This is a genomic window from Rhodocyclaceae bacterium (genome assembly GCA_020248265.1).
In the GTDB taxonomy this organism is placed as follows: domain Bacteria; phylum Pseudomonadota; class Gammaproteobacteria; order Burkholderiales; family CAIKXV01; genus CAIKXV01.
The window spans coordinates 400,011-420,740 of the sequence record JADCHX010000002.1 but is presented as its reverse complement, the minus strand read 5'-3'; the positions used below and the strand labels follow the sequence as shown (position 1 = coordinate 420,740).

Genomic DNA, 20,730 nt, shown 5'->3' with positions numbered 1-20,730 from the left:
TCGCCGAACCGCCAATGTCGAAGCCCCCGAAGCCGCCGAGTCCTTCTGCGCCACCGCCTGCCCCGTCGAACTTCATCCGCAGCATCATCGAGGAAGACCAGCGCAGCGGGCGCCACGGGGGGCAGGTGACGACGCGGTTCCCGCCCGAGCCGAACGGCTACCTGCACATCGGGCATGCCAAGTCGATCTGCCTGAACTTCGGCATCGCACGCGACTTCGGTGGCCGCTGCCACATGCGTTTCGACGACACGAACCCGGCGAAGGAAGAAACCGAGTACGTCGAGTCGATCATGTCCTCGGTGCGCTGGATGGGCTTCGACTGGGGCGAGCACCTGCATTTCGCCTCCGATTACTTCCAGCAGCTCTACGACTACGCCGAGCTGCTGGTGACTCGCGGCGATGCGTATGTAGACAGCCTGTCGGCCGACGAGATCCGCGCCTGTCGGGGCACGCTCACCGAGCCGGGCCGTGACAGCCCGTACCGCACGCGTACCCCTGTCGAAAACCTCGACCTGCTTCGCCGGATGAAGGCGGGCGAGTTCCCCGACGGTGCGCACGTGCTGCGCCTGAAGCTCGACATGCGGTCGCCGAACATCAACCTGCGCGATCCGCTGATCTACCGCATCCGGCACCAGACCCACCATCGCACCGGCGACGCCTGGTGCATCTACCCGCTGTACGATTACACGCATGCGCTGTCCGATGCGATCGAACACATCACGCATTCGATCTGCACGCTGGAGTTCGAGGACCACCGACCGCTGTACGACTGGTGCGTCGAGAACCTGCCCGTCCCGTACCGGCCCTACCAGTACGAGTTCGCACGGCTGAACCTGACCTACGCGGTGCTTTCGAAGCGCCGGCTGATCGACCTCGTCGACAGCGGCTGCGTCGACGGGTGGGACGATCCGCGCCTGCCCACGCTGGTCGGCGTTCGCCGTCGCGGCTATACGCCAGAGGGCATGCAGCTGTTCTGCGAGCGCATCGGCGTGTCCAAGGCCGAGTCCTGGATCGACATGGGCGTGCTCGAGCAGGCGATCCGCGACGATCTGGAGCCGAAGGCACCGCGTGCGATCGCGGTGCTGTCGCCGCTCAGGCTGGTGATCGACAATTTCCCCGAGGGCCGCATCGAGCCGTGCAGCGCACCGGTTCATCCGCATCATCCCGAGATGGGGCGGCGCGAGTTCCCGCTGACGCGCGAACTCTGGATCGAGCGCGACGATTTCGAGGAAACGCCGCCCAAGGGCTACTTCCGGCTGTCGCCCGGCGCGGAGGTGCGCCTGCGCTACGGTTACGTCGTGCGTTGCACGGGCTTCGACAAGGACGCCTCCGGCGCGGTGGTGGCGGTGCACTGCGAGTACCTGCCGGAGACAAAGAGCGGCACCCCGGGCGCCGATTCACGCAAGGTGAAGGGAAACATCCACTGGGTGTCGGTCGACCACGCGCTGGCGGCGGAGGTGAGGCTGTACGACCGCCTGTTCGCGGTGCCGCATCCGGGCACCGGCGAGCGCGACTACAAGCTCGACCTGAACCCGTCTTCCAAGACCGTGATCACCGCGCAGTGCGAACCTGGCCTGGCCGGCGCGGCACCGGAACAGCGCTTCCAGTTCGAACGGCACGGCTACTTCGTCGCCGACAGGGTCGACAGCCAGCCGGGCGCGCCGGTGTTCAACCGGGCGGTGACGCTGAAGGATTCCTGGGCGTCGCGCGGCTGAGGCCGGGTACGCGGCCGACGGAGCCTGCGTCCAGTTCCCGGATCAGCCAGTCACCACGCCGCACGGTCGCACCGCCGCCGAAGCGGCTGCGCCCCATCATAAGATCCTGGTGTCCGCTGTCCTCGCTTGAACGTACCACCACGCCGGCCTCGGGCGCGTACCAGTCGATCTCCATGCGGCGGGTCTCCGTGCGATGGAACTCGAAGTCGCCGAGCCACAGGTCGCGCGTGATGCGCAGCGCACGGAAACGGCCTGCCGGGACGTCCACGGTCTCCCATCCGCCGACCCGCGCGACCATGACCACGCGGTGCGGCCGCGGATCGCCCTCGACCCTGGCGGTCGTATCCTGGCGTACCGATTGTCCGGGCACCAGCGGAAACGGCAGTATCCGCAGCGGCGGGTCGAAGGTGGTGCGGGTGCCGTCGGCGCGTTCCCATGCCACCAGGTCGCCGCGTACGTCGAACTGCTGCGCGACCAGCGCGGCGACCGGCCGGCCGAAGCCACCGCTGCCGGCCTCTTCGTAGGCCATGCCCTCGAGGCGCGAACCCTCGGCGTCGAAACGCCGCAGCGCGGGGGCGCGCGCCTCGTCGTTGTAACCGTTGCGGGTGCGGTAGGTCAGTTCGGTACCGGGCCGTACCGGCACACCTGCGTCGACTGCGGGCCCGGGTTCGCCGCCCTCCAGCGTCATGCAGCCCGAAGTGAGGGCGACCATGGCGAAGGTGAAACCCGCCAGCAGCCGACGGCGCAGCGCGCCTGCGCAGCAAACGCTGGCCAGGCGCTCGGCTGCGGCAACGCGTCCAGCAGCAGGCGATGGAGCCGGTGGAGGCAGCACGGAGATCGTGGGCATCGGTTGCGTTGCAGGCATGGCGGGCTTTCGGAGCGGACGGTCAGAACGGTCCGGCGCCGTTGCGCCGGGCCGGGTTGGCAGCGCGCAGTGCCTGCAGCCGGCGCCACATCCACCATCCCGCGACTACGGCCAGCGGCAACAGCACCAGCAGGAGCGCGAAGGCGAATATCCAGAGGGCAACGGCAACCGCCAGCGATACGGCGACCAGCAGGAACTTCTTGATCGACGCGAGCCAGCCGTGCGCGGCGGAGGGTTCATCCAGGCGCCATGCACCGCGCCCGTCCATCCGTGCCTCGAAGACCTGTACGCGCGGATTGCGCGCGCCGCTGCCGGCCGAGGCGCCAGACGACCGGCCGTCGACTGGTTGCGGATCATCGGGTGACATCGTCACAGGCAGTATCCCGGTGGTTGTGCTATTGATCGGAAGCAGAATGCGATTCCGGGTGTGCCGGGACCGCTTTTCACCAAGTCAGTCTGCGCCGCACACGCGGCGACATCAAGCCAGGAGCCGTTGCCCCACCCGTCATGCTGGAACGCAATCAGCTGGAAAGATACGCGCAGATCGCCGGTGTCGCGGTGCTGGTGGTGGGCTGCTTCTACGTGGTCTCGCCATTCGTGGCGTCGGTGCTGTTCGCGGCCGTGGTGTGCACGACGACCTGGCCCGTGTTCGTGCGCATCCGCCGCCGCGTGGGCGACCGGCCGGTAGTCGCTTCGCTGCTGATGACCACGCTGCTGGCGCTGGTGGTGATCGTCCCGGTCGCGCTGCTGGCCATCGCGCTGACCGACAACGTCAGCGCGCTGGTCGATTTCGCGTCGGGGCTGGTCAAGAGTGGGTCGCCGGAACTGCCCGAGTGGATACGCCACCTGCCGGTCATCGGCCAGTGGGTCGACGACTACTGGCATCAGGTGGTCGAGAGCCGCGACGAACTGCGCCGGTTGGTTGAGCGGATGATCGAGCCCGCACGTACGGTGCTGGTAGCGGTCGGGTCGGTGCTCGGTCAGGGCCTCGTTCAACTGTCGCTCGCGGTGCTGATCTGCTTCTTCCTGTACCGTGACGGCGACAGCCTGATGTGGGCAGTGCGCAAGACCGCACTGCGCCTGGGCGGGGAACTGGGCGAGCGCATCGTCCAGATCATCCATAACACCGTGATCAGTGTCGTGTTCGGCATCATCGGCACCGCACTCGCGCAGGCGGCCGTGTCCCTGATCGGTTTCCTGATCGCAGGCGTGCCGGCGGCGCTGGTGCTAGCCATCGCCACGTTCTTCCTGTCGATGATCCCTGCGGGCCCGCCACTGGTCTGGATCGGGGCCACCGTCTGGCTGGTGTCGGAGGGGCAGGTGGCATGGGCTGTGTTCATGGTGGTCTGGGGCATGTTCGCGATCAGCGGCATCGACAATGTCGTGCGACCGATCCTGATCAGCCGGGGTGCCGACCTGCCGTTCCTGCTCGTGTTCATCGGCGTGCTCGGTGGCCTCCTGGCGTTCGGCTTCATCGGCATCTTCATCGGCCCGACGCTGCTGGCGCTTGCGTTCGCGCTGCTGCAGCACTGGATCAACAGCGAGACCGAACCGCCGCGGATGCACGATCCGCTGGACGACTGATCGGCGCGGACAGGCAGGGCGCGCCGTGTCAGTCGTCCAGCAGGAACCGGGCGACCGATTCGATCTGGTCGTCGCTGGCCAGCGCCGGCGCGTGGCCGATGCCGGCGAAGGTCAGCAGGCTGCGCTCCGCGTGGCCGTCGACCATTGCGCGTGCGGTGTCTTCGCGCAGCAGTTCGGAGTCGCCCCCGCGCAGGACCAGCACCGGGATCGACACCTTGTCCCATATCGGCCAGAGCGTGACGTCGCGCTCGAACACCTTGCCACGGAAGCCGGCCGCGATCGCCGGATCGTAGGCGGGCGCGAAGGTGATGCGCCCGGCCTCGTCCGCGCACTGGCGCATGCCATGGGCGACCAGGTGTTGCAGGCGGTCATCCGGCAGTGCAGGGGTGGACGCGCCCCACGGCTGCATCAGGCTGACGTACCACGCGCGGAACGCTTCGACCGTGTCGAAGCGCGGATCCCCGCCGACGTAACCGCCGATCCGGGTCAGTCCCTCGCGGGCGAGCACCGGCCCGACATCGTTCATCACCAGGCGCCGGATCGGCGAGCCGGGCGCGGCGGCGAGCATCATGCCGATAAGCCCGCCCATCGAGGTGCCGACCCAGTCGATCGTGAGTGGCCGGCCTGCGCGCGACGGTGGAGCGGCGATGCGCGCGAGCAGCGCGTTCATGTCGGCGAGGTACTGGGGATAGCCGTAGAGTGCCGCCTCCGGCAGCCAGTCGCTCGCACCGCGCCCGACGATGTCCGGACACACGACGCGCGCGGCCGGTGCCAGGCGCCTCGCCAGCCAGTCGAAGTCGCGGCCGTTGCGGGTCAGCCCGTGCGCGCACACCACCACCCGTGGATTGTCGGGGTCTCCCCATTCGGCATAGGCCATCCGGTGAAAGCCGGCGGCGGAGAAGCCGGTGAGCGAGGCGAGGCGGGGAGAGGCGAGCGAAGTACCCGCGGTATCCGGGCTACCCGGGGGCGGCATGTGTGGCATGGTGGCGCAGGCTGGAAGCACCCGCGATTCGACCATGAATCGCGCAACTAGTGCAGCAGCAGCCAGCAGCCGATCCCGAGGCTGGCCAGGAACGCGCACAGATGTAACCACTTCCAGTGCAGATAGCGTCGGCCCAGGGCTTCCGGGTCGAGGTTTGACAGCATGAACAGGCGGCCGTCCTGCGGGGCGCGCATCATATGCACCGCCGGCGGCGGCAGTGGACGCCCCTCGCGCTCGCGCTCGACCTCGCGCCGCGCCTGCTGGCGGGCGAGCTGCCACTCGTCCATGTCGATCGTGCCGTCGCGGTCGAGATCGAAACGCTCGAGCAGCGCCGGCGGATCGCTCTTCCACTTCACGATCAGCGCTGCGATCGCGGCGCGTACGGCTGCCTCGCCGTCCAGCGGCTGGTGGGTCGAGAAGGCGCCGATCGCATACAGGCGGTCATCGGGCAGGATCGTCACTTCCGTGAACCGACGGTCGCCTTCGATCCAGGTCTTGCGGCGGTGCGAGTGCACCTCCGCCTCCGCCGGATGGACGACGCACTGGCCGCTGCCGTCGTCGAGTACGAAGGGCACGAAGCTCTCGCCATCGCGCTCCTGAGTCCAGTGGTCCCTGGCATCCTGCCGCTCGATCTTGAACCAGTACCAGCAGCAGGGGACCCCCGCCAGTTCGCTGGTCAGTGGCGTGTCGCCCGGCCAGCGTGCAGCACCCGCAAGTTCGACGTATCCCTGCGCGGCGGAGTCGATACGCGACGTGGGTGTGTCGACGATGAACCGCCAGCGCCGGTAGTTGCCGGCCCATGCCAGCAGACTGATCGCGGCGATCACCAGCAGGCAGACGCCGGCCACGGTACGGCTCTCGGACTCGATCGCGATGCCCAGGAGGCTGACATGGGCGAACGAGGTGGTCCAGTTGGCCCAGGCGAACCGTCCCCGAGGACCGGCCCGCGACGGCGAGGCGCCTTGCAAGCTCACGGCGTGTCTCCGTCTCCGTCCCCGCTCTGCGGATGCCGCCGGCTCAGCTGAACAACTGCTTCACGTCGACATCGTGCGTCTCGTCAGCCGTGAATTCCAGCAGCTTGAACGGGGTGAAGCCGAACAGCCGCGCGACGAAGACGTCCGGCACCTGCTCGATGCGCACGTTGTTGATATTCACGCTTTCGTTGTAGAACTCGCGCCGGTCGGCGATCGAATCCTCGAGCGCGCTGATGCGGCTCTGCAGTTGCTGGAAGCTCGCGTTGGCTTTCAGGTCGGGATAGGACTCGGCCAGCGCGAACAGGTTGCCCAGGCCCATGCGCAGCGCGCCCTCGGCCGGACCGAGCGCAGCGACGTCCTGCGACTGCGTGGCTGCATGCACGCGGCCGCGCGCTTCGATCACCCGTTGCAGGGTGTCCTGCTCGAACTTCATGTACTGCCTGCAGGTCTCGATCAGCTTGGGAAGTTCGTCATGCCGCTGCTTCAGCAGCACCTCTATGTTCGCCCAGGCCTTCGATACGTTGTGCTTCACCTGGACCAGCGCGTTGTAGACCATCACGAAGTACACGCCGACCAGGAGGGCGATCGCCAGCAGGATTACGAGTGCGAGGGTCATCGGGATATCCGGTAGAGGTCGGTGGCGGAGCGCACTGCCTGCACGGACACCTGCGGCGCTGAAGGCAGGGAACGTGCGAGTGACTGTGCGGGTACGGCAGAAGGTACTGTACAAGTCATTTCTGCGGCATGCACGCGCTGCAGTCCCATCGAATCGTTCGAGAAGCTGCGCCGTGCGGTAAAGTCCCGGAAAGGCGGTCGTGCCGGGAACGGCCCGCGCCCGCCGCGCACCGACGCCGGAGGAGAATCGACGTGAAAGCGGTATGCGTGTTCTGCGGATCCAATCCGGGCCTGCTGCCCGAGTACCGGGCGGCGGCCGAGAGCCTTGCGCGCGAGATCGTCGCGGCGGACTGTACGCTCGTGTACGGCGGCGGCCGTGTCGGCCTGATGGGCGTGATCGGCGATGCGGCGATGGCCGCCGGTGGCCGGGTGATCGGCGTCACGCCGCGCCGGCTGGTCGAGAAGGAAGTCGCCCATACCGGCCTCACCGAACTGCACGTGGTCGAGTCGATGCACGAGCGCAAGGCAATGATGGCCGAGTTGTCGGATGCGTTCATCGCGTTGCCCGGCGGCATCGGCACCTTCGAGGAATTCTTCGAGGTGCTGACCTGGTCCCAGCTCGGGTACCACTCGAAGCCGTGCGGGCTTCTTAACGTGGCCGGGTACTACGACCAGTTGCTTGCCTTTCTCGATCACTGTGTCGTGCAGGGCTTCGTGCACGCCGGGCATCGTGGAATGGTGCTGACCGACACCGAGCCGGCGAGGCTGCTCGACCAGCTGGAAACCTTCAACATGCCGGTCGTGAACAAGTGGCTCGACCGCCAGTCGACCTGAACGAGCGAAACGGGGGGCGCGACCATGATGACCGCAACCGAACAACGGCAGCGCCTGCGGGCGATCCTGAACGGCCACGAGTGCAAGTCGCCAGCGAGCGTGTTCGACGGACTGTCCGCGCGCATCGCGCAGTCGGTCGGCTACGATCTGGGCATCCTGGCGGGGTCGGTTGCGTCGAACACCACGCTGGCCGCGCCGGACCTGATCGTGCTCACGCTGACCGAGTTCGCCGACCAGATCCGCCGCATCCAGCGCGCCAGCGAGCTGTCGCTGATCGTCGACGCCGACCACGGTTACGGCAATGCGCTGAACGTGATGCGCACGGTGGAGGAGTGCGAGCACGCGGGCGTGTCCTGCCTTTCCATCGAGGACACCGAACTGCCGACGCCGTTCGGTGCCAGCGGCGAGCGCTTCATCTCCATCGCCGAGGGCGTCGGCAAGATGAAGGCTGCGCTCGCCGCGCGCCGTGATCCCGCGCTGGTGATCGCGGGCCGGACCTCCGCGATCCGCGGCGAGGGAATCGATGGCGCGATCGCGCGGCTGAAGGCCTATGCCGAAGCCGGCGTCGATTGCGTGTTCGTGGTCGGCCTCGAGAGTCTTGACCAGCTGGCTGCCATTCGAGCCGCCACGCAACTGCCGGTGATCATCGGGTCGGCTCCGGCCACGATCACGCGCGAGCAATTCGCGGCCAACGGCGGGCGAGTGCTGCTGCAGGGTCACCATCCGACCGCCGCGGTGGTAAAGACGCTGACCGAGGTGTACACCCACCTGATCGGCGGTGGCGCCCCGGCCGAACTCAGATCGAAGATTGCGACCGTCGAACAGATGGACGCGGTCACCCGGGTGGCTGACTACAAGGGCTGGCAGAAGGCATTCCTGCGCTGAGCCGGCGCGACCGTTCAGTGGCGGCGGCAGGCGCCACGTTTGCGTCGGGCGGCCGGCGTGCTGCCGCCGATCGGACATCGGCGCCCTTATGCCCCCATAAGCGATACTGAGCACGCTGCCCCGCGCCGCCCGGTAGCATCAGGGGTTGCGATGCGCCGCCAGTCCCCGTGCGCCGCAGCCGCCTCCGGAGACCGCCTTGGATACAGCCGCACCGCCGCCGCTCAAGCTTCAGCAGGACAGCCCCGCCGAACGCGAAGGACAGCCCGGCGCGACGGTCCGCACCAGGAACACCACCTGCTACATGTGCGCCTGCCGCTGCGGCATCCGGGTGACGTTGCGCAACGACGAGGTGCGCTACATCGAGGGCAACCCGGACCACCCGCTGAACAAGGGGGTGATATGCGCGAAGGGCGCCTCGGGCATCATGAAACAGTATTCGCCGGCGCGGCTGACCCGGCCGCTGCTGCGCAAGCCGGGTTCGGAACGCGGCGCGGCCGCGTTCGAGGTCATCTCATGGGACCAGGCGTTCGACCTGATGACCGAGCGACTGGGGAAGATCCGCTCGACCGACCCGAAGCAGTTCGCGCTGTTCACCGGCCGCGACCAGATGCAGGCACTGACCGGCCTGTTTGCGCGGCAGTTCGGCACGCCGAACTACGCAGCGCATGGCGGCTTCTGCTCGGTGAACATGGCCGCCGGCATGATCTACACCATCGGCGGATCGTTCTGGGAGTTCGGCGGGCCGGATCTCGACCGGGCGAAGCTGTTCGTGATGATCGGCACTGCCGAAGACCACCACTCGAACCCGCTGAAGATGGCGCTGTCGAAGTTCAAGCGCGACGGTGGCAAGTTCATCTCGGTCAACCCGGTGCGCACCGGCTATTCGGCGATCGCCGACGAATGGATCCCGATCCGTCCGGGCACCGATGGCGCGCTGATGCTCGCGCTTTGCCATGAACTGATCCGGCTCGGGCTGTACGACAGGGATTTCGTTGCGCGCTATTCGAATGCCGGTTACCTGGTGAACATCGATCCGGCCAGCGATTCGCATGGCATGACGGTGGGCGGCGAGGGCCTGGCCCACATGAATCCGTTCCGCCAGCACAACCAGCTCTGGTGGGACCGCCACACCGGGAAGCCGGTGATCAACCACGCCGGAGACAGCGACCCGCAGCTGTTCGGCAGCTTCCGGCTGCACGACGGCACGCCGGTGAAACCGGCCTTCCAGCTGCTCGCCGAGCGGCTGGTCGAGAACACGCCGGAATGGGCGGCCGGCATCACCGGCATCCCGGCCGAGACCATCCGCCGGCTGGCGACCGAACTGGGCGTGATGGCCCGCGACCACCGCATCGAGCTGCCGATCGCCTGGACCGACTCCTGGGGGAAGAAGCACGACCGCGTCACCGGCAACCCGGTCGCCTTCCATGCGATGCGCGGCCTGGCTGCGCACTCCAACGGCTTCCAGACCATCCGCGCGCTGTCCATCCTGATGACCCTGCTCGGCACCATCGACCGCCCGGGTGGCTTCCGGCACAAGGCGCCGTACCCGCGCGGTACACCGCCGGTGATCGCGCGCGTGCCGAACTCGCCCGACATGGTCAAGCCGGACACGCCGCTGGGCGGTGCACCACTCGGCTTCCCGGCCGGGCCCGACGACCTGTTCATCGATGCCGAGGGCAGGCCGGTACGCATCGACAAGGCGTTCTCCTGGGAGCATCCGCTGGCGGTGCACGGGATGATGCACAACGTGATCACCAATGCCTGGCGCGGAGATCCGTACCGCATCGATACGCTGCTGATGTTCATGGCCAACATGGCCTGGAACTCGTCGATGAACACCTCCGAAGTCCGGAAGATGCTCAACGACAAGGACCCCGACGGGCAGTACAAGATCCCGTTCATCATCGTGTGCGATGCGTTCCAGTCCGAGATGTGCGCCTATGCCGACCTGGTGCTGCCGGATACCACCTATCTCGAGCGCTACGATGCGATGTCGCTGCTCGATCGGCCGATCTCCGAGTTCGACGGTCCCTGCGATTCGGTGCGTGTGCCGGTGGTGCCCCCGAAAGGCGACTGCAAGCCATTCCAGGACGTGGTGGTCGAACTGGCCTCGCGCCTGAAGTTCCCGGCGTTCACCGCTGCCGACGGGTCGCGCAAGTTCAAGGACTACAAGGACTTCGTGATCAACTTCCAGACCGCGCCCGATTCCGGCGTGGGCTTCCTCGCCGGCTATCGCGGCCCGGATGGCGACAAGGCGCTGGTCGGCGAGCCGAACCCGGCGCAGTGGGAGATGTACGAGAAGAACAACTGCGTGTTCCACTACGCGATGCCGCCGGAACACCAGTACATGCGCAACTGGAACCAGGGCTACAACGACTGGGCGGTGAAGAACAAGCTGCGCCTGCATGCCGACCCGGTCGTGATCCAGCTCTACTGCGAAGTGCTGCAGAAGTTCCGGCTCGCTGCCCAGGGCAAGGGGCCTGGCACCCGGCGCCCGCCGGAGCGGCTTCGCGAGCGCGTCGAGACCTATTTCGATCCGCTGCCGTTCTGGTATGCGCCGCTGGAGGCGCAGGCGACCGACCGCGAGCGCTACCCGCTCAACGCGGTCACGCAGCGGCCGATGGCGATGTACCACTCGTGGGATTCTCAGAACGCCTGGCTGCGCCAGATCCACGGCCACAACTACCTGATGGTGAATCCGGTGACGGCGAAGGCGGCGGGCATCGCCGACGACGACTGGATCTGGGTCGAATCCATGCACGGCAAGGTGCGCTGCCTGTGTCGCTACACCGAAGCCGTCGAGCCGGGCACGGTCTGGACGTGGAATGCGATCGGCAAGGCGAAGGGCGCCTGGAATCTCGGCCCGGAAGCCAACGAGTCGCAGAAGGGTTTCCTGCTGAACCACCTGATTTCCGAGGAACTCCCGGCCGATGCCTCGGGTGCGCGCCTGTCGAACTCGGACCCGATCACCGGTCAGGCCGGCTGGTACGACGTGCATGTGCGCATCAGCAAGGCCGATGCGGGTGACCCCGAGGAAACCTTCCCGCAGTTCGCGGCGATGCCGGCGCTGCCGGGCACCGGGTCGGCCCGCCGCGGCTGGCAGGCGTTCTTCGCGGGCAAGGGCCTGGCTACCGAAATGACCGCTGTGGGTCGTGAACTGAAGAAGGGAGAAACGCGTTGACCCAGCTTGCATTGGTCATCGACCTGAACGTCTGCGTCGGCTGCCAGGCCTGCGTCACCAGTTGCAAGGAATGGAACACCTCCGGCGTTGCCGGTTTCCTGAGCGACGAGAACCCTTACGACAAGGATCCGACCGGCACCTTCTTCAATCGGGTGCAGACCTACGAAGTCGGCGAGTTCCCTTGCACCGAGACCGTCCATTTCCCGAAGTCCTGCCTGCACTGCGAAGACCCGCCCTGCGTGCCGGTGTGCCCGACCGGCGCGTCGTACAAGCGCAAGGAAGACGGCATCGTGCTGGTCGACTACGACAAGTGCATCGGTTGCAAGTACTGCGCCTGGGCCTGTCCGTACGGCGCGCGCGAGATCGACGAGAAGCAGCAGGTGATGAAGAAGTGCACCCTGTGCGTCGACCGCATCTACGACCAGGCGATCCCGGAGGCGCAGCGCAAGCCCGCCTGCGTGGTGGCCTGCCCGACCAGCGCGCGGCTGTTCGGCGACATCCATGACGCCGACTCGGAAGTGTCGCGTGCGATCCGCGAGCGTGGTGGCTATGCCCTGATGCCCGAATGGGGTACCGAGCCGGCCAACCACTACCTGCCGCGTCACAAAGGTACGGTGGTGGTCGACGCCGACCAGGTCAGCCGGATCGATTCGCCGCTGAACGTCGACGGCCGCATCCCGGGCACGCTGGCGGCGCTGATCGCCGAGGCACAGGCCGCCGCCGATCCGACGTCGGCATCGGCCGGGGGAGGGCGCTGACATGCATCCGGCCTTCTCGGTGATCTTCCTCACCACGCTGATCGGCGTCGCGCAGGGATTGTTCCTCGCGGTGTACTCGATCGACGTTCTGTCGCGCCTCGGGCTGTCGGAACTGCCGATGCCGTCGTTCATCATCGTCGGCTGCACGCTGTCGGTGCTGCTCTGCGCGCTCGGGCTGCTTGCCTCGTTCTGGCACCTCGGCCGTCCGGAGCGTGCCTGGCGTGCAGCCACGATGTGGCGTACCTCCTGGCTGTCGCGCGAGGTGATCGTGCTGCCGGCCTTCCTCGCAAGCGTCGCGGCCTACGGTGTGTCCTATGCGACCGGTTCCCTGTGGTCGGACCTGTTCGGTCTGGTCGCCGTGGTGGCCTGCATCGCGCTGTTCGTCTGCACGGGGATGATCTATGCGTGCCTGCGCTTCCTGCAGGAATGGGCGTCGCCGCTGACGCTGCTCAACTACTTCCTGCTCGGCTGTGCGTCCGGCAGCACGTTCGCGACGCTGCTGTCCTCGTTGCTGGCACCGGGCTACACCGAGGTGCTGGCCACCTGGGCGATCGGTCTGACCACGGTCGCGCTGGTGGTGCGTGCAGCGATGCTGGCGCGCAATGCCCGCCTGCGACCGAAGTCCACCGTACAGTCGGCGATCGGCATGAAGCATCCGAAGGTGCGGCAGACCTCGCAGGGCGCGATCGGTGGTTCGTTCAATACGCGCGAATTCGTCCATGGACGCACGCGGACCTTCCTGCGGTCGGTCAAGTGGGCATTCCTGCTGCTCGCGTTTCCGCTGCCCGCAGCCCTGCTGTGGCTGGGGGCTGCGAGCGGGGCGACGGCGGTGCTTGCAGTGGCTTTCGCGGTTCAGTACATCGGCCTGCTCGCAGAGCGCTGGTTCTTCTTCGCACAGGCCAACCATCCGCAGAACCTCTACTACCAGACGATTTCCTGATGGGCGCTTCCCGGCCGGGACTGCGCCAAAGGCGAATTGCACCGCGGCTTGCATTTGCGGTAGATTGACTTCCCTCCTGACGACTCGCTCAACCCTGCGGAGATCTCCATGAATGACGTAAACCGCGAAAAGCTCATCGTCGACCTCAAGACCGTCGTTTCCGATGCTGAAGCCCTGGTGAAGGCCACTGCCGGACAGGCGGGCGACAAGATCGGCGAAGTGCGCGCCAAGGCGGAAGATTCGCTGCGCTCTGCGCGCCTCGCTCTGCGCGATGCGGAGGCGCTGGTCGTGGACAAGACCAAGCAGGCTGCACGTGCGACCGATGATTTCGTGCACGACAAGCCCTGGACGGCTGTCGGCGTGGGCGCTGCCGTCGGCATGATCATCGGGCTGCTGATCGCCCGCCGCTGAACGCAACCCGGTCCGTATCGTGACTGATCCGGCCGGTGGTGGTGGCGAGACGCCCCCGGGTGTCCTGCAGTCGCTGCGCGACCTTGCCGGCAACGCAGTCGCGGCCCTCCAGACCCGGCTGCAACTGCTGTCGGTCGATGCCCAGGAGGCCGGATGGCGTCTTGCCGCGATCGCGCTTTATGGCATCGTGGCGCTGTTCTGCCTGTTCACCGGCACGGTGCTGCTCGCGCTGCTGATCATCGTGGCATTCTGGGATCGCAGCCCTGTCCTTGCGGTCGCGCTGCTCAGCGCGTTCTTCCTGCTCGCCGGCGGCGGATGCGCATTGCTCGCCCGTCGCCATGTACGGTTGGCGCCCAGCCTGTTCGCGGCCACGCTCGAGACGCTCGCACGCGACCGCGAGGCGCTGTCCGCCGGCGCCCCGGACGCCGACCGCAGCGGCGCGGCCACACCGCGATGATCGGCGAGCAGTTGCTGGCGCTGTCGCTGCGGCGCGAGCGGCTGCGTGTGCGTGCCGACGGGCAGCGCGACGCGATTGCCGCCAGCGTGCGCAGGCTCGAGGGTCCGCTGCGGCTGTTCGATCGGGTCGTCGGCGGCGTACGCTGGCTGAAGGTCAATCCGGCCGCCTGGGTGGCTGCGCTGGTAGCGATCGTTCTGGTGCGGCCACGCGGGGTGGTCACCCTGGCGCGAGTCGGGTTGCGACTATGGGCGGCCTGGCGCGCGCTGCGCGCGCCGCGTGCGCGCCTGGTCTGGGCGCTGCTGCCCCGGTTCCTCGACATGTACCGGGGCTTGCGCGGCCGCCGCTGAGAGGGCGGCGAAATGTCGTGTCGATCGACGCCGACGTGTCGTGCGCGAGCGGGTCACTGGGAGGGTGAGTCATTCGAGACCGGCCATCGGTTGCGCGTCAAGCCGGGCGGTACGGGGTCTCGCCAGACAAGTCACCGACGCGGTATCGTCCGCGGCTGCGAAAAGTGAAGCCCACGTAGATCGACGAGGAGCAGGGACGAGATGGCTGCAGGCAGGAAAGCGGTGGCGAAGGCACCAGCGGGCAGGGGCGCGGCGAAGGCAGTGATCAAGACGGCGGCGAAGCCCGGCGCTGGACAACGCGCGAAACCGGCGGCGGTCGCGAAGGCGCCTCCGTTCCGGAAGAACGGCATCGATGGCGTGCAGCTGATCATGGCCGGGCAGCCGGCCCGGCGGCTCGGAGTGCTGCTCGAATCGGCCTCGCGCACGAAGATCACGGCGCGGCTGCCGATCCGCCCGACCCACATGAACCGCGGCCAGCGGGTCAATGGCGGTGTGCTGATGGCCTTTGCCGACCTGCTCGGCGCGGCAGGCACGGTGATGAACCTGGAGCCAGGCTGGCGTACGACGACGCTGGAGTCGAAGACCAATTTCTTCGCCGCCGGGCAGCCGCCGGTGCTGCTGGCCGAGTCGACGCCGTTGCACGTCGGGCGTAGCACCAACGTCTGGCAGACGCGCATCACGAACGAGGACGGCAAGCTGGTCGCGCTCGTCACGCAGACGCAGATCGTGCTGCCGCCCGCGGTAGTCCGATGACGCCATGGGCAGGTTATATTCCGCTGTCCCGCCAAGGCATTCCAGTAACGGAGAATCTTGCATGAAACTGCAGAGCCCCCTTGCGCGACACGCGGGCGCCTGCTGCCTGTCCGCCTTCCTGGCCGCCAGTGCATTTGCAGCCGCCGCCCCCGATTATCCCGTCAAGCCGCTGCGCGTGATCGTGCCGTTCCCGCCCGGTGGCGGCACTGATTTCGTGATGCGGGCGATCGCCCCGCAGCTGTCCGAGCAGCTCGGCCAGCAGGTGCTGATCGACAACCGCGCAGGGGCGCAGGGCGTGGTCGGCACCCAGATCGGCGCGCGCGCGATCAATGACGGCTACACCCTCACCATCGTCGATGCCGCGACGGTGATCTCGCCTGCGCTGATCTCGCCGCCGCCGTTCGACGTGATGAAAGACTTCGCGCCGATCGCCATCCTGGTCGAGCAGCCCTACCTGATCACGCTCCACCCGTCGGTGCCGGCGAAGACCATGGTCGACTTCGTGAAGCTGGTCCAGGCGAGCCCGGGCAAGTACAACTACGGTTCCGGCTCGGCGATCTCGCACGTGTCCCAGGCGCTGTTCTACTCGACTGCGAAGCTCGACATGACCCACGTGCCCTATCGGGGCACCGGGCCGCTGATGGCGGCCAACCTCGGCAACGAGGTGCAGACCACGTTCACCGGTCCCGGCGCCGCGCTGCCGCAGGTGAAGGCGGGCAAGCTGCGGCTGCTCGCGGTGACGTCGAACAGGCGCTTCGTGCAGGCGCCCGACACCCCGACACTGGACGAGTCGGGCTTCAAGGGCACCGACATCCGCGGCTGGTTCGGCATGCTGGCCCCGGCCGGCACGCCGCGACCGGTGGTGACGAAGCTCAATGCCACGATCAACGGCATCCTGTCGGGCAGCGGCCCTGCCGCGACCGTGCTGCGCGAGCGTGGCTACGACCTGAATCCGGTGTCGCCGGAAGCGTTCGGCAGGTTCCTCGGCGCCGAGGTGGCGCGCTGGTCGAAGGCGGTGAAGGCGTTCGGGATCAAGGCGACGGAGTAGACGGTTCGGACAATACACGGCAACAGGGACAGGAGAAGATTCAGTGGGCAAGCTTCAGGTAAGCATGGGTGTCTGCGACTACGATCGCACGCGTGGGTTGTTCGACGGCCGGGTGCAGATCGAGGGCTGTGACGTGGCCGCGGTGAACATCGAGCCGGAGGAGGCCTTCCATCGCGCATTCGGCTTCCAGGAGTTCGACATCTCCGAGTTGTCGATCTCCAGCCACACGATGATGACCTCCCGCGGTAGCAACGCGTACGTCGGCATCCCGGCCTTCGTGTCTCGCCTGTTCCGCCACTCGGGCGTGTACATCCGCACCGACCGCGGCATCGACAAGCCGCAGGACCTCGCAGGCAAGACGGTCGGGCTCCCCGAGTACCAGATCACCGCCAATGTGTGGATCCGCGGCATCCTCGAGGACGACTTCGGCGTGAAGCCATCGTCGATCCACTGGCGTCGCGGCGGCGTTGAAGATCCGGGGCGGCTCGAGCGCGCGCCGATCAAGCTGCCGCCGGACGTGGACCTGCAGCAGGTGCCGGATGGCAAGACCCTGTCCGGCATGCTCGAGGCGGGCGAGATCGACGCGATGATCAGCGCGCGCGCGCCGTCGTGCTTCGAGCGCGGCGCGAAGAATGTCGCGCGGCTGTTCCCGGACTACCGCACCACCGAGGAAGACTACTTCCGCCGCACGAAGATCTTCCCGACGATGCATATCATCGGTATCCGCAAGTCGCTGGTCGAGAAGCATCCCTGGCTGCCGGTCAGCGTGTTCAAGGCCTTCCTGCAGGCGCGCGAGCTGTCGCTGTACGAGCTCGGGCAGATCGGCCACCTGTTCGTGAGCCTGCCCTGGGGCGTGTCCGAGTTCCACAAGGCGAAGCAGCTGATGGGCGAGAACTACTGGAGCTACGGCCTGGAGCCGAACCACCATGTGCTCGAGACCTTCACCCGCTACCACTTCGAGCAGGGCCTGTCGGCACGCAAGGTCGCGCCGGAAGAGCTGTTCTGCCCGTCGGTGCTCGACCTGTTCAAGATCTAGGAAGCAATCACCGTGGACCTGATCATCCGGAACGCCAGGCTCACTGCCGCCGGGCCGGGTGATCCGCTGGTTGACATCGGCGTGGATGACGGCCGGATCGTCGCCGTCCAGCCTCGGCTGCAGTCCGAGGGCCCGGTGCACGACGCGGGAGGGCACCTCGTGTCACCCGGCCTGGTCGAGAGCCATTTCCACCTCGACAAGGCCTTGATCGTCGACCGGGTGCCGATGCAGCCCGACCGGATGAAGCGCGACCACATGGAGCGCACCGCGTCGATCAAGCATACGTTCACCGCGGAAGACATCTACGACCGCGCGCGACGCACGCTGGAACAGAGCCTGCTGCACGGCGTGACCCACATGCGTACCCAGGTCGAGGTCGATCCGAACGTCGGGCTGCTCGGCTTCGAGGCAATCGAGCAACTGAAGAAGGACTACGCCTGGGCGATCGACATCCAGTCCTGCGTGTTCCTGCAGGAAGGCTGGACCGGCGTGGCCGGCGCAGACGAGAACCTGGTGTCCTGCCTCGATCGCGGCGCGCCGGTGGTAGGTGGCGGCATCCGCTACGACAAGGATGGTCCAGGGCAGGTGCGCCGGGTGTTCGAACTCGCGAAGCGGTACGACATCGACGTCGACTTCCACCTCGATGGCGGCTACGAGACCGGCAGCCTCGACTATCCGCAGGTGTGCGACCTCACCGAGGCCATCGGCTGGCAGGGCAGGGTGGCCTTCGGGCACGGATCGAAGTATTCCTGCATGCCGGTCGCGCAACAGAAGGCGATCGGCCGCCGGCTGGGCGAGGCGGGCGTGTCGCTGGCGGTTCTGCCGGCCACCGACCTGTTCAACGCCGGCCGGCACATGGCGCACAGCGTGATCCGTGGCGTGACCGATGCCAACACGTTGATCGAACAGGGCGCCAACTGCACGCTCTCCACCAACAACGTGTTGAACCCGTTCACGCCGCTGGGCGACTGTTCGCTTACCCGCATCGTGAACCTGTATGCGAACGTGGTGCAGCGCCATGGTCCGAAGGACCTGGCGACCTGCTTCGAGATGATCACCGATCGTGCGGCGCGGGCGTTGCGCCTTCCGCGCTATGGCATCGCCGTCGGCAACGATGCCGACCTGGTGGTCTGGGGCGAGGATACGCCGGGCGACGTGATCGCGAAGGCGGCGCTGCCGCTGGCCGGCTTCAAGCGCGGGCGCCGCTTGTTCCAGCGCGAACTGCCCGTGCTCCAGCGCTCCTGAGCGCACCCGCTTCCTTCTTGGAATCCATCAGCAACGACATCCAGGGAATGACATGGCTCGACACCTGAAGATCGCGGCGGCCCAGCTCGGCCCGCTCCACCTGGTCGATACGCGCGTCACTGCCACCGCGCGGCTGGTCAAGCTGCTGCGCGATGCGCACGCGATGGGCGCGCGCTATGTCGTGTTCCCGGAACTTGCGTTCACCACCTTCTTTCCGCGTTACTGGTTCGAGGACCAGGACGAGGTCGACCGCCGGTTCTACGAGTTCACGATGCCCTCGCCGGAGACCCAGCCGCTGTTCGACGAGGCGAAGAAGCTCGGCATCGGCTTCTACCTCGGCTACGCCGAGCGCATCGTCGAGGATGGCGTCGTGCATCGCTACAACACCGCGATCCTGGTCGGCCCGGACGGGCGCATCGCCGGCAAGTACCGCAAGATCCACCTGCCCGGCCATGCCGAGCACAAGCCCGAAGCGGCGTTCCAGCACCTGGAGAAGAAGTATTTCGAGGTCGGCAACCTGGGTTTTCGCGTCTGGAAGTTCATGGACATGATCGCCGGCATGCTGATCTGCAACGACCGGCGCTGGCCCGAGGCATTCCGCGTGCTCGCGCTGCAGGGCGCGGAGATCGTTTCGCTCGGCTTCAACACGCCGAGCGAGAACCTTCACTACCCTGAGCCGCCGGCGCTGCGCGTGCACCACCACCTGATCATGGCGCAGTCGATGGCATTCCAGAACGCCACCTGGCTGGTCGAGACCGCCAAGTGCGGTTTCGAGGACGGCAACCGCATGTTCGGCCATTCGCTGATCGTCGCCCCGACCGGCGAGATCGTCGCCAAGTCGGTGAGCGAGGAGGACGAGGTGGTCTGTTTCAACGCCGACATCGACCTTGCCAACGACCTGAAGAAGACGATGTTCAACTTCGCCGCGCACCGGCGGCCGGAGCACTACCGGCTGATCGTCGAGCGGGTGGGGGCGGAGGTGACGCCGGCGCAGGGGCCGTGAGCGGGGGGCGTCCCCGCCGCCGCCCTCAATCCACCTTCACGAACAGCTCCTCCACCGACGGCGCCTTCTTCAGCATGTCCTGCTGCACCATGAACTTCATCATGGTCTCGAAGGTCGACCGGTTCGCTTCGACGCCGTAGCTCCACTGGTCGTCGCCGAACACGCGTTCCATCTCGTCGATCTCGTCCGGCAGCCAGGGGATCATGTAGCGCAGCGCCGAGTAGTTGCGCATCCGGACCAGCGCCGCGCGCTTCGACTTCTCGAACGCGTCGTACAGGCTCTTCGCGATGGACGGGTTCTTCTCGTACACCTCGCGCTTGATCGCGATCAGGTGCATCACCGGGAAGATACCGGTCTTCCTGTAATAATCGCGCTCGACTTCGCGGAAGTTCGGGAAGATGCGCTGAACGTCCGGGTTGGTCTTGCGCGAGTCGGGCAGATGGGTGCCGATGGTGGCGTCGAGCTCGCCGGCGTCGATCAGCTGGCTCAGCGACTTCCCTGTCTGGTTGACGGTGATGTCCCAGCCGGGCGGGTGGATGGTCGGCACGCCGTGCATGCCAGGGGTGTTGATCGAGCCTTCGAGCCACTTGATCGACTTCAGGTCGACGCCGTAGTCGTTCTGCAGGTGGCCGCGGATCCAGACCGCAGCGGTCATCGTGTGGCGCATCACGCCGACACGCTTGCCTTCGAGGTCCTTCGGCGTCCTGATGCCGGACTTCGCGTTGATCACGATGTTGCCGTGGCGGAACATCTTCGACGGGAAGACCGGCAGCGCGACGAAGGGGTTGGTGCCGTCCACGTAGCGTGTGATGAAATCGGACGACGACATCTCGCAGACGTCGAACGACTTTTCGGCCATGGCGTGGTCGAACAGCTTGCGCGGGAAGTCCTCGACGCGGAAGGTGAGTTCGATGCCCTCGGCCTTCACTTCGCCGGTGTACAGCGCCTGCATCCGGTCGTACAGCGCGCAGGCGAGGGTGATCGGGATGCCGCCCTTGTTGGGGTGCGTGACCTGCGGGTTGGGGGCTTCGCTCATGCGGCGGACTCCTGGTTGTCTGTGAGGCGAGGTTGCGGCAGGTTGGGTCTGGATGCGGGTC

General features: G+C 67.0%; 21 protein-coding genes. 15 read left to right on the top strand and 6 right to left on the bottom strand.

The window, feature by feature from the left end:
• The first annotated feature begins 14 nt into the window (after positions 1-14).
• Positions 15-1,715: a glutamine--tRNA ligase/YqeY domain fusion protein gene (locus tag ING98_02785; protein ID MCA3100774.1), complete on the top strand. Its 1,701-nt coding sequence runs from the start codon at positions 15-17 to the stop codon at positions 1,713-1,715.
• Here ING98_02785 and ING98_02780 read toward each other — a convergent pair.
• Both ING98_02780 and ING98_02775 read right to left on the bottom strand, forming a co-directional pair.
• Positions 1,669-2,562, bottom strand: coding sequence for a hypothetical protein (locus ING98_02780; GenBank protein MCA3100773.1), 894 nt, complete (start codon positions 2,560-2,562; stop codon positions 1,669-1,671). The two genes, ING98_02785 and ING98_02780, sit on opposite strands and share 47 nt — an antisense overlap.
• Before the next feature lie 40 nt (positions 2,563-2,602).
• Positions 2,603-2,953 (bottom strand): hypothetical protein, encoded by a 351-nt coding sequence (locus tag ING98_02775; protein ID MCA3100772.1) that lies wholly within the window; start codon positions 2,951-2,953, stop codon positions 2,603-2,605.
• Positions 2,954-3,087: 134 nt separating this feature from the next.
• Here ING98_02775 and ING98_02770 point away from each other — a divergent pair, with 134 nt between their 5' ends.
• Complete coding sequence (locus ING98_02770) at positions 3,088-4,164, top strand: AI-2E family transporter (protein ID MCA3100771.1); 1,077 nt, start codon at positions 3,088-3,090, stop codon at positions 4,162-4,164.
• Positions 4,165-4,192: 28 nt separating this feature from the next.
• On the opposite strand, the gene ING98_02765 is transcribed toward ING98_02770, so the two are convergent.
• From ING98_02765 to ING98_02755, 3 genes are read right to left on the bottom strand one after another with little or no spacing between them, the layout of a single operon-like run.
• Entirely contained in the window at positions 4,193-5,137 is a 945-nt protein-coding gene (locus ING98_02765; protein ID MCA3100770.1) for an alpha/beta hydrolase, read from the bottom strand.
• Between the two features lie 56 nt (positions 5,138-5,193).
• Positions 5,194-6,120 carry a hypothetical protein gene (locus ING98_02760; protein ID MCA3100769.1) on the bottom strand — a complete coding sequence of 309 codons (927 nt, stop codon included), beginning with the start codon at positions 6,118-6,120 and terminating at the stop codon, positions 5,194-5,196.
• Positions 6,121-6,163: 43 nt separating this feature from the next.
• Positions 6,164-6,736, bottom strand: coding sequence for a LemA family protein (locus ING98_02755; protein ID MCA3100768.1), 573 nt, complete (start codon positions 6,734-6,736; stop codon positions 6,164-6,166).
• Positions 6,737-6,981: 245 nt separating this feature from the next.
• On the opposite strand from ING98_02755, the gene ING98_02750 reads away from it, so the two are divergent.
• The 13 genes from ING98_02750 to ING98_02690 all read left to right on the top strand — a co-directional run bounded on the left by ING98_02750 (position 6,982) and on the right by ING98_02690 (position 19,633).
• Positions 6,982-7,569: a TIGR00730 family Rossman fold protein gene (locus ING98_02750; GenBank protein ID MCA3100767.1), complete on the top strand. Its 588-nt coding sequence runs from the start codon at positions 6,982-6,984 to the stop codon at positions 7,567-7,569.
• 27 nt (positions 7,570-7,596) lie between these two features.
• Positions 7,597-8,454 carry an isocitrate lyase/phosphoenolpyruvate mutase family protein gene (locus ING98_02745; GenBank protein ID MCA3100766.1) on the top strand — a complete coding sequence of 286 codons (858 nt, stop codon included), beginning with the start codon at positions 7,597-7,599 and terminating at the stop codon, positions 8,452-8,454.
• 301 nt (positions 8,455-8,755) lie between these two features.
• Positions 8,756-11,635, top strand: coding sequence for a molybdopterin oxidoreductase family protein (locus ING98_02740; GenBank protein MCA3100765.1), 2,880 nt, complete (start codon positions 8,756-8,758; stop codon positions 11,633-11,635).
• Positions 11,632-12,393, top strand: a complete 762-nt coding sequence (locus tag ING98_02735; GenBank protein MCA3100764.1) for a 4Fe-4S dicluster domain-containing protein — start codon at positions 11,632-11,634, stop codon at positions 12,391-12,393. The genes ING98_02740 and ING98_02735 overlap by 4 nt, the downstream gene beginning before the upstream one ends.
• Position 12,394: 1 nt before the next feature.
• Positions 12,395-13,333 carry a dimethyl sulfoxide reductase anchor subunit gene (locus ING98_02730; protein MCA3100763.1) on the top strand — a complete coding sequence of 313 codons (939 nt, stop codon included), beginning with the start codon at positions 12,395-12,397 and terminating at the stop codon, positions 13,331-13,333.
• A gap of 108 nt (positions 13,334-13,441) precedes the next feature.
• Positions 13,442-13,744, top strand: a complete 303-nt coding sequence (locus ING98_02725; GenBank protein ID MCA3100762.1) for a DUF883 domain-containing protein — start codon at positions 13,442-13,444, stop codon at positions 13,742-13,744.
• Positions 13,745-13,763: 19 nt separating this feature from the next.
• Positions 13,764-14,201 (top strand): phage holin family protein, encoded by a 438-nt coding sequence (locus tag ING98_02720; GenBank protein MCA3100761.1) that lies wholly within the window; start codon positions 13,764-13,766, stop codon positions 14,199-14,201.
• Positions 14,198-14,548, top strand: coding sequence for a hypothetical protein (locus ING98_02715; GenBank protein ID MCA3100760.1), 351 nt, complete (start codon positions 14,198-14,200; stop codon positions 14,546-14,548). Before ING98_02720 ends, ING98_02715 begins: the two co-directional genes overlap by 4 nt.
• A gap of 369 nt (positions 14,549-14,917) precedes the next feature.
• Positions 14,918-15,301, top strand: a complete 384-nt coding sequence (locus ING98_02710; GenBank protein ID MCA3100759.1) for a PaaI family thioesterase — start codon at positions 14,918-14,920, stop codon at positions 15,299-15,301.
• A 61-nt stretch (positions 15,302-15,362) separates the two neighbouring features.
• A complete protein-coding gene (locus ING98_02705; protein ID MCA3100758.1) occupies positions 15,363-16,349 on the top strand; it encodes a tripartite tricarboxylate transporter substrate binding protein in 987 nt (328 codons plus the stop codon).
• Between the two features lie 64 nt (positions 16,350-16,413).
• Positions 16,414-17,385: an ABC transporter substrate-binding protein gene (locus ING98_02700; GenBank protein ID MCA3100757.1), complete on the top strand. Its 972-nt coding sequence runs from the start codon at positions 16,414-16,416 to the stop codon at positions 17,383-17,385.
• Positions 17,386-17,397: 12 nt separating this feature from the next.
• Positions 17,398-18,630, top strand: a complete 1,233-nt coding sequence (locus ING98_02695; protein ID MCA3100756.1) for an amidohydrolase family protein — start codon at positions 17,398-17,400, stop codon at positions 18,628-18,630.
• 52 nt (positions 18,631-18,682) lie between these two features.
• Entirely contained in the window at positions 18,683-19,633 is a 951-nt protein-coding gene (locus tag ING98_02690) for an N-carbamoyl-D-amino-acid hydrolase (protein MCA3100755.1), read from the top strand.
• Positions 19,634-19,658: 25 nt separating this feature from the next.
• Here ING98_02690 and ING98_02685 read toward each other — a convergent pair whose 3' ends face one another.
• Positions 19,659-20,669, bottom strand: coding sequence for an ABC transporter substrate-binding protein (locus ING98_02685; GenBank protein MCA3100754.1), 1,011 nt, complete (start codon positions 20,667-20,669; stop codon positions 19,659-19,661).
• Positions 20,670-20,730: the final 61 nt, after the last annotated feature.

Bases quoted from the DNA above. Each gene is read 5' to 3' on its own strand.
- ING98_02700 (MCA3100757.1), top strand. From the start codon at position 16,414: ATGGGTGTCTGCGACTACGATCGCACGCGTGGGTTGTTCGACGGCCGG.
- ING98_02770 (MCA3100771.1), top strand. From the start codon at position 3,088: ATGCTGGAACGCAATCAGCTGGAAAGATACGCGCAGATCGCCGGTGTC.
- ING98_02690 (MCA3100755.1), top strand. From the start codon at position 18,683: ATGGCTCGACACCTGAAGATCGCGGCGGCCCAGCTCGGCCCGCTCCAC.
- ING98_02740 (MCA3100765.1), top strand. From the start codon at position 8,756: ATGTGCGCCTGCCGCTGCGGCATCCGGGTGACGTTGCGCAACGACGAG.
- ING98_02685 (MCA3100754.1), bottom strand. From the start codon at position 20,669: ATGAGCGAAGCCCCCAACCCGCAGGTCACGCACCCCAACAAGGGCGGC.
- ING98_02780 (MCA3100773.1), bottom strand. From the start codon at position 2,562: ATGCCCACGATCTCCGTGCTGCCTCCACCGGCTCCATCGCCTGCTGCT.
- ING98_02745 (MCA3100766.1), top strand. From the start codon at position 7,597: ATGACCGCAACCGAACAACGGCAGCGCCTGCGGGCGATCCTGAACGGC.
- ING98_02715 (MCA3100760.1), top strand. From the start codon at position 14,198: ATGATCGGCGAGCAGTTGCTGGCGCTGTCGCTGCGGCGCGAGCGGCTG.
- ING98_02730 (MCA3100763.1), top strand. From the start codon at position 12,395: ATGCATCCGGCCTTCTCGGTGATCTTCCTCACCACGCTGATCGGCGTC.
- ING98_02765 (MCA3100770.1), bottom strand. From the start codon at position 5,137: ATGCCGCCCCCGGGTAGCCCGGATACCGCGGGTACTTCGCTCGCCTCT.
- ING98_02705 (MCA3100758.1), top strand. From the start codon at position 15,363: ATGAAACTGCAGAGCCCCCTTGCGCGACACGCGGGCGCCTGCTGCCTG.
- ING98_02710 (MCA3100759.1), top strand. From the start codon at position 14,918: ATGGCCGGGCAGCCGGCCCGGCGGCTCGGAGTGCTGCTCGAATCGGCC.
- ING98_02785 (MCA3100774.1), top strand. From the start codon at position 15: ATGTCGAAGCCCCCGAAGCCGCCGAGTCCTTCTGCGCCACCGCCTGCC.
- ING98_02725 (MCA3100762.1), top strand. From the start codon at position 13,442: ATGAATGACGTAAACCGCGAAAAGCTCATCGTCGACCTCAAGACCGTC.
- ING98_02755 (MCA3100768.1), bottom strand. From the start codon at position 6,736: ATGACCCTCGCACTCGTAATCCTGCTGGCGATCGCCCTCCTGGTCGGC.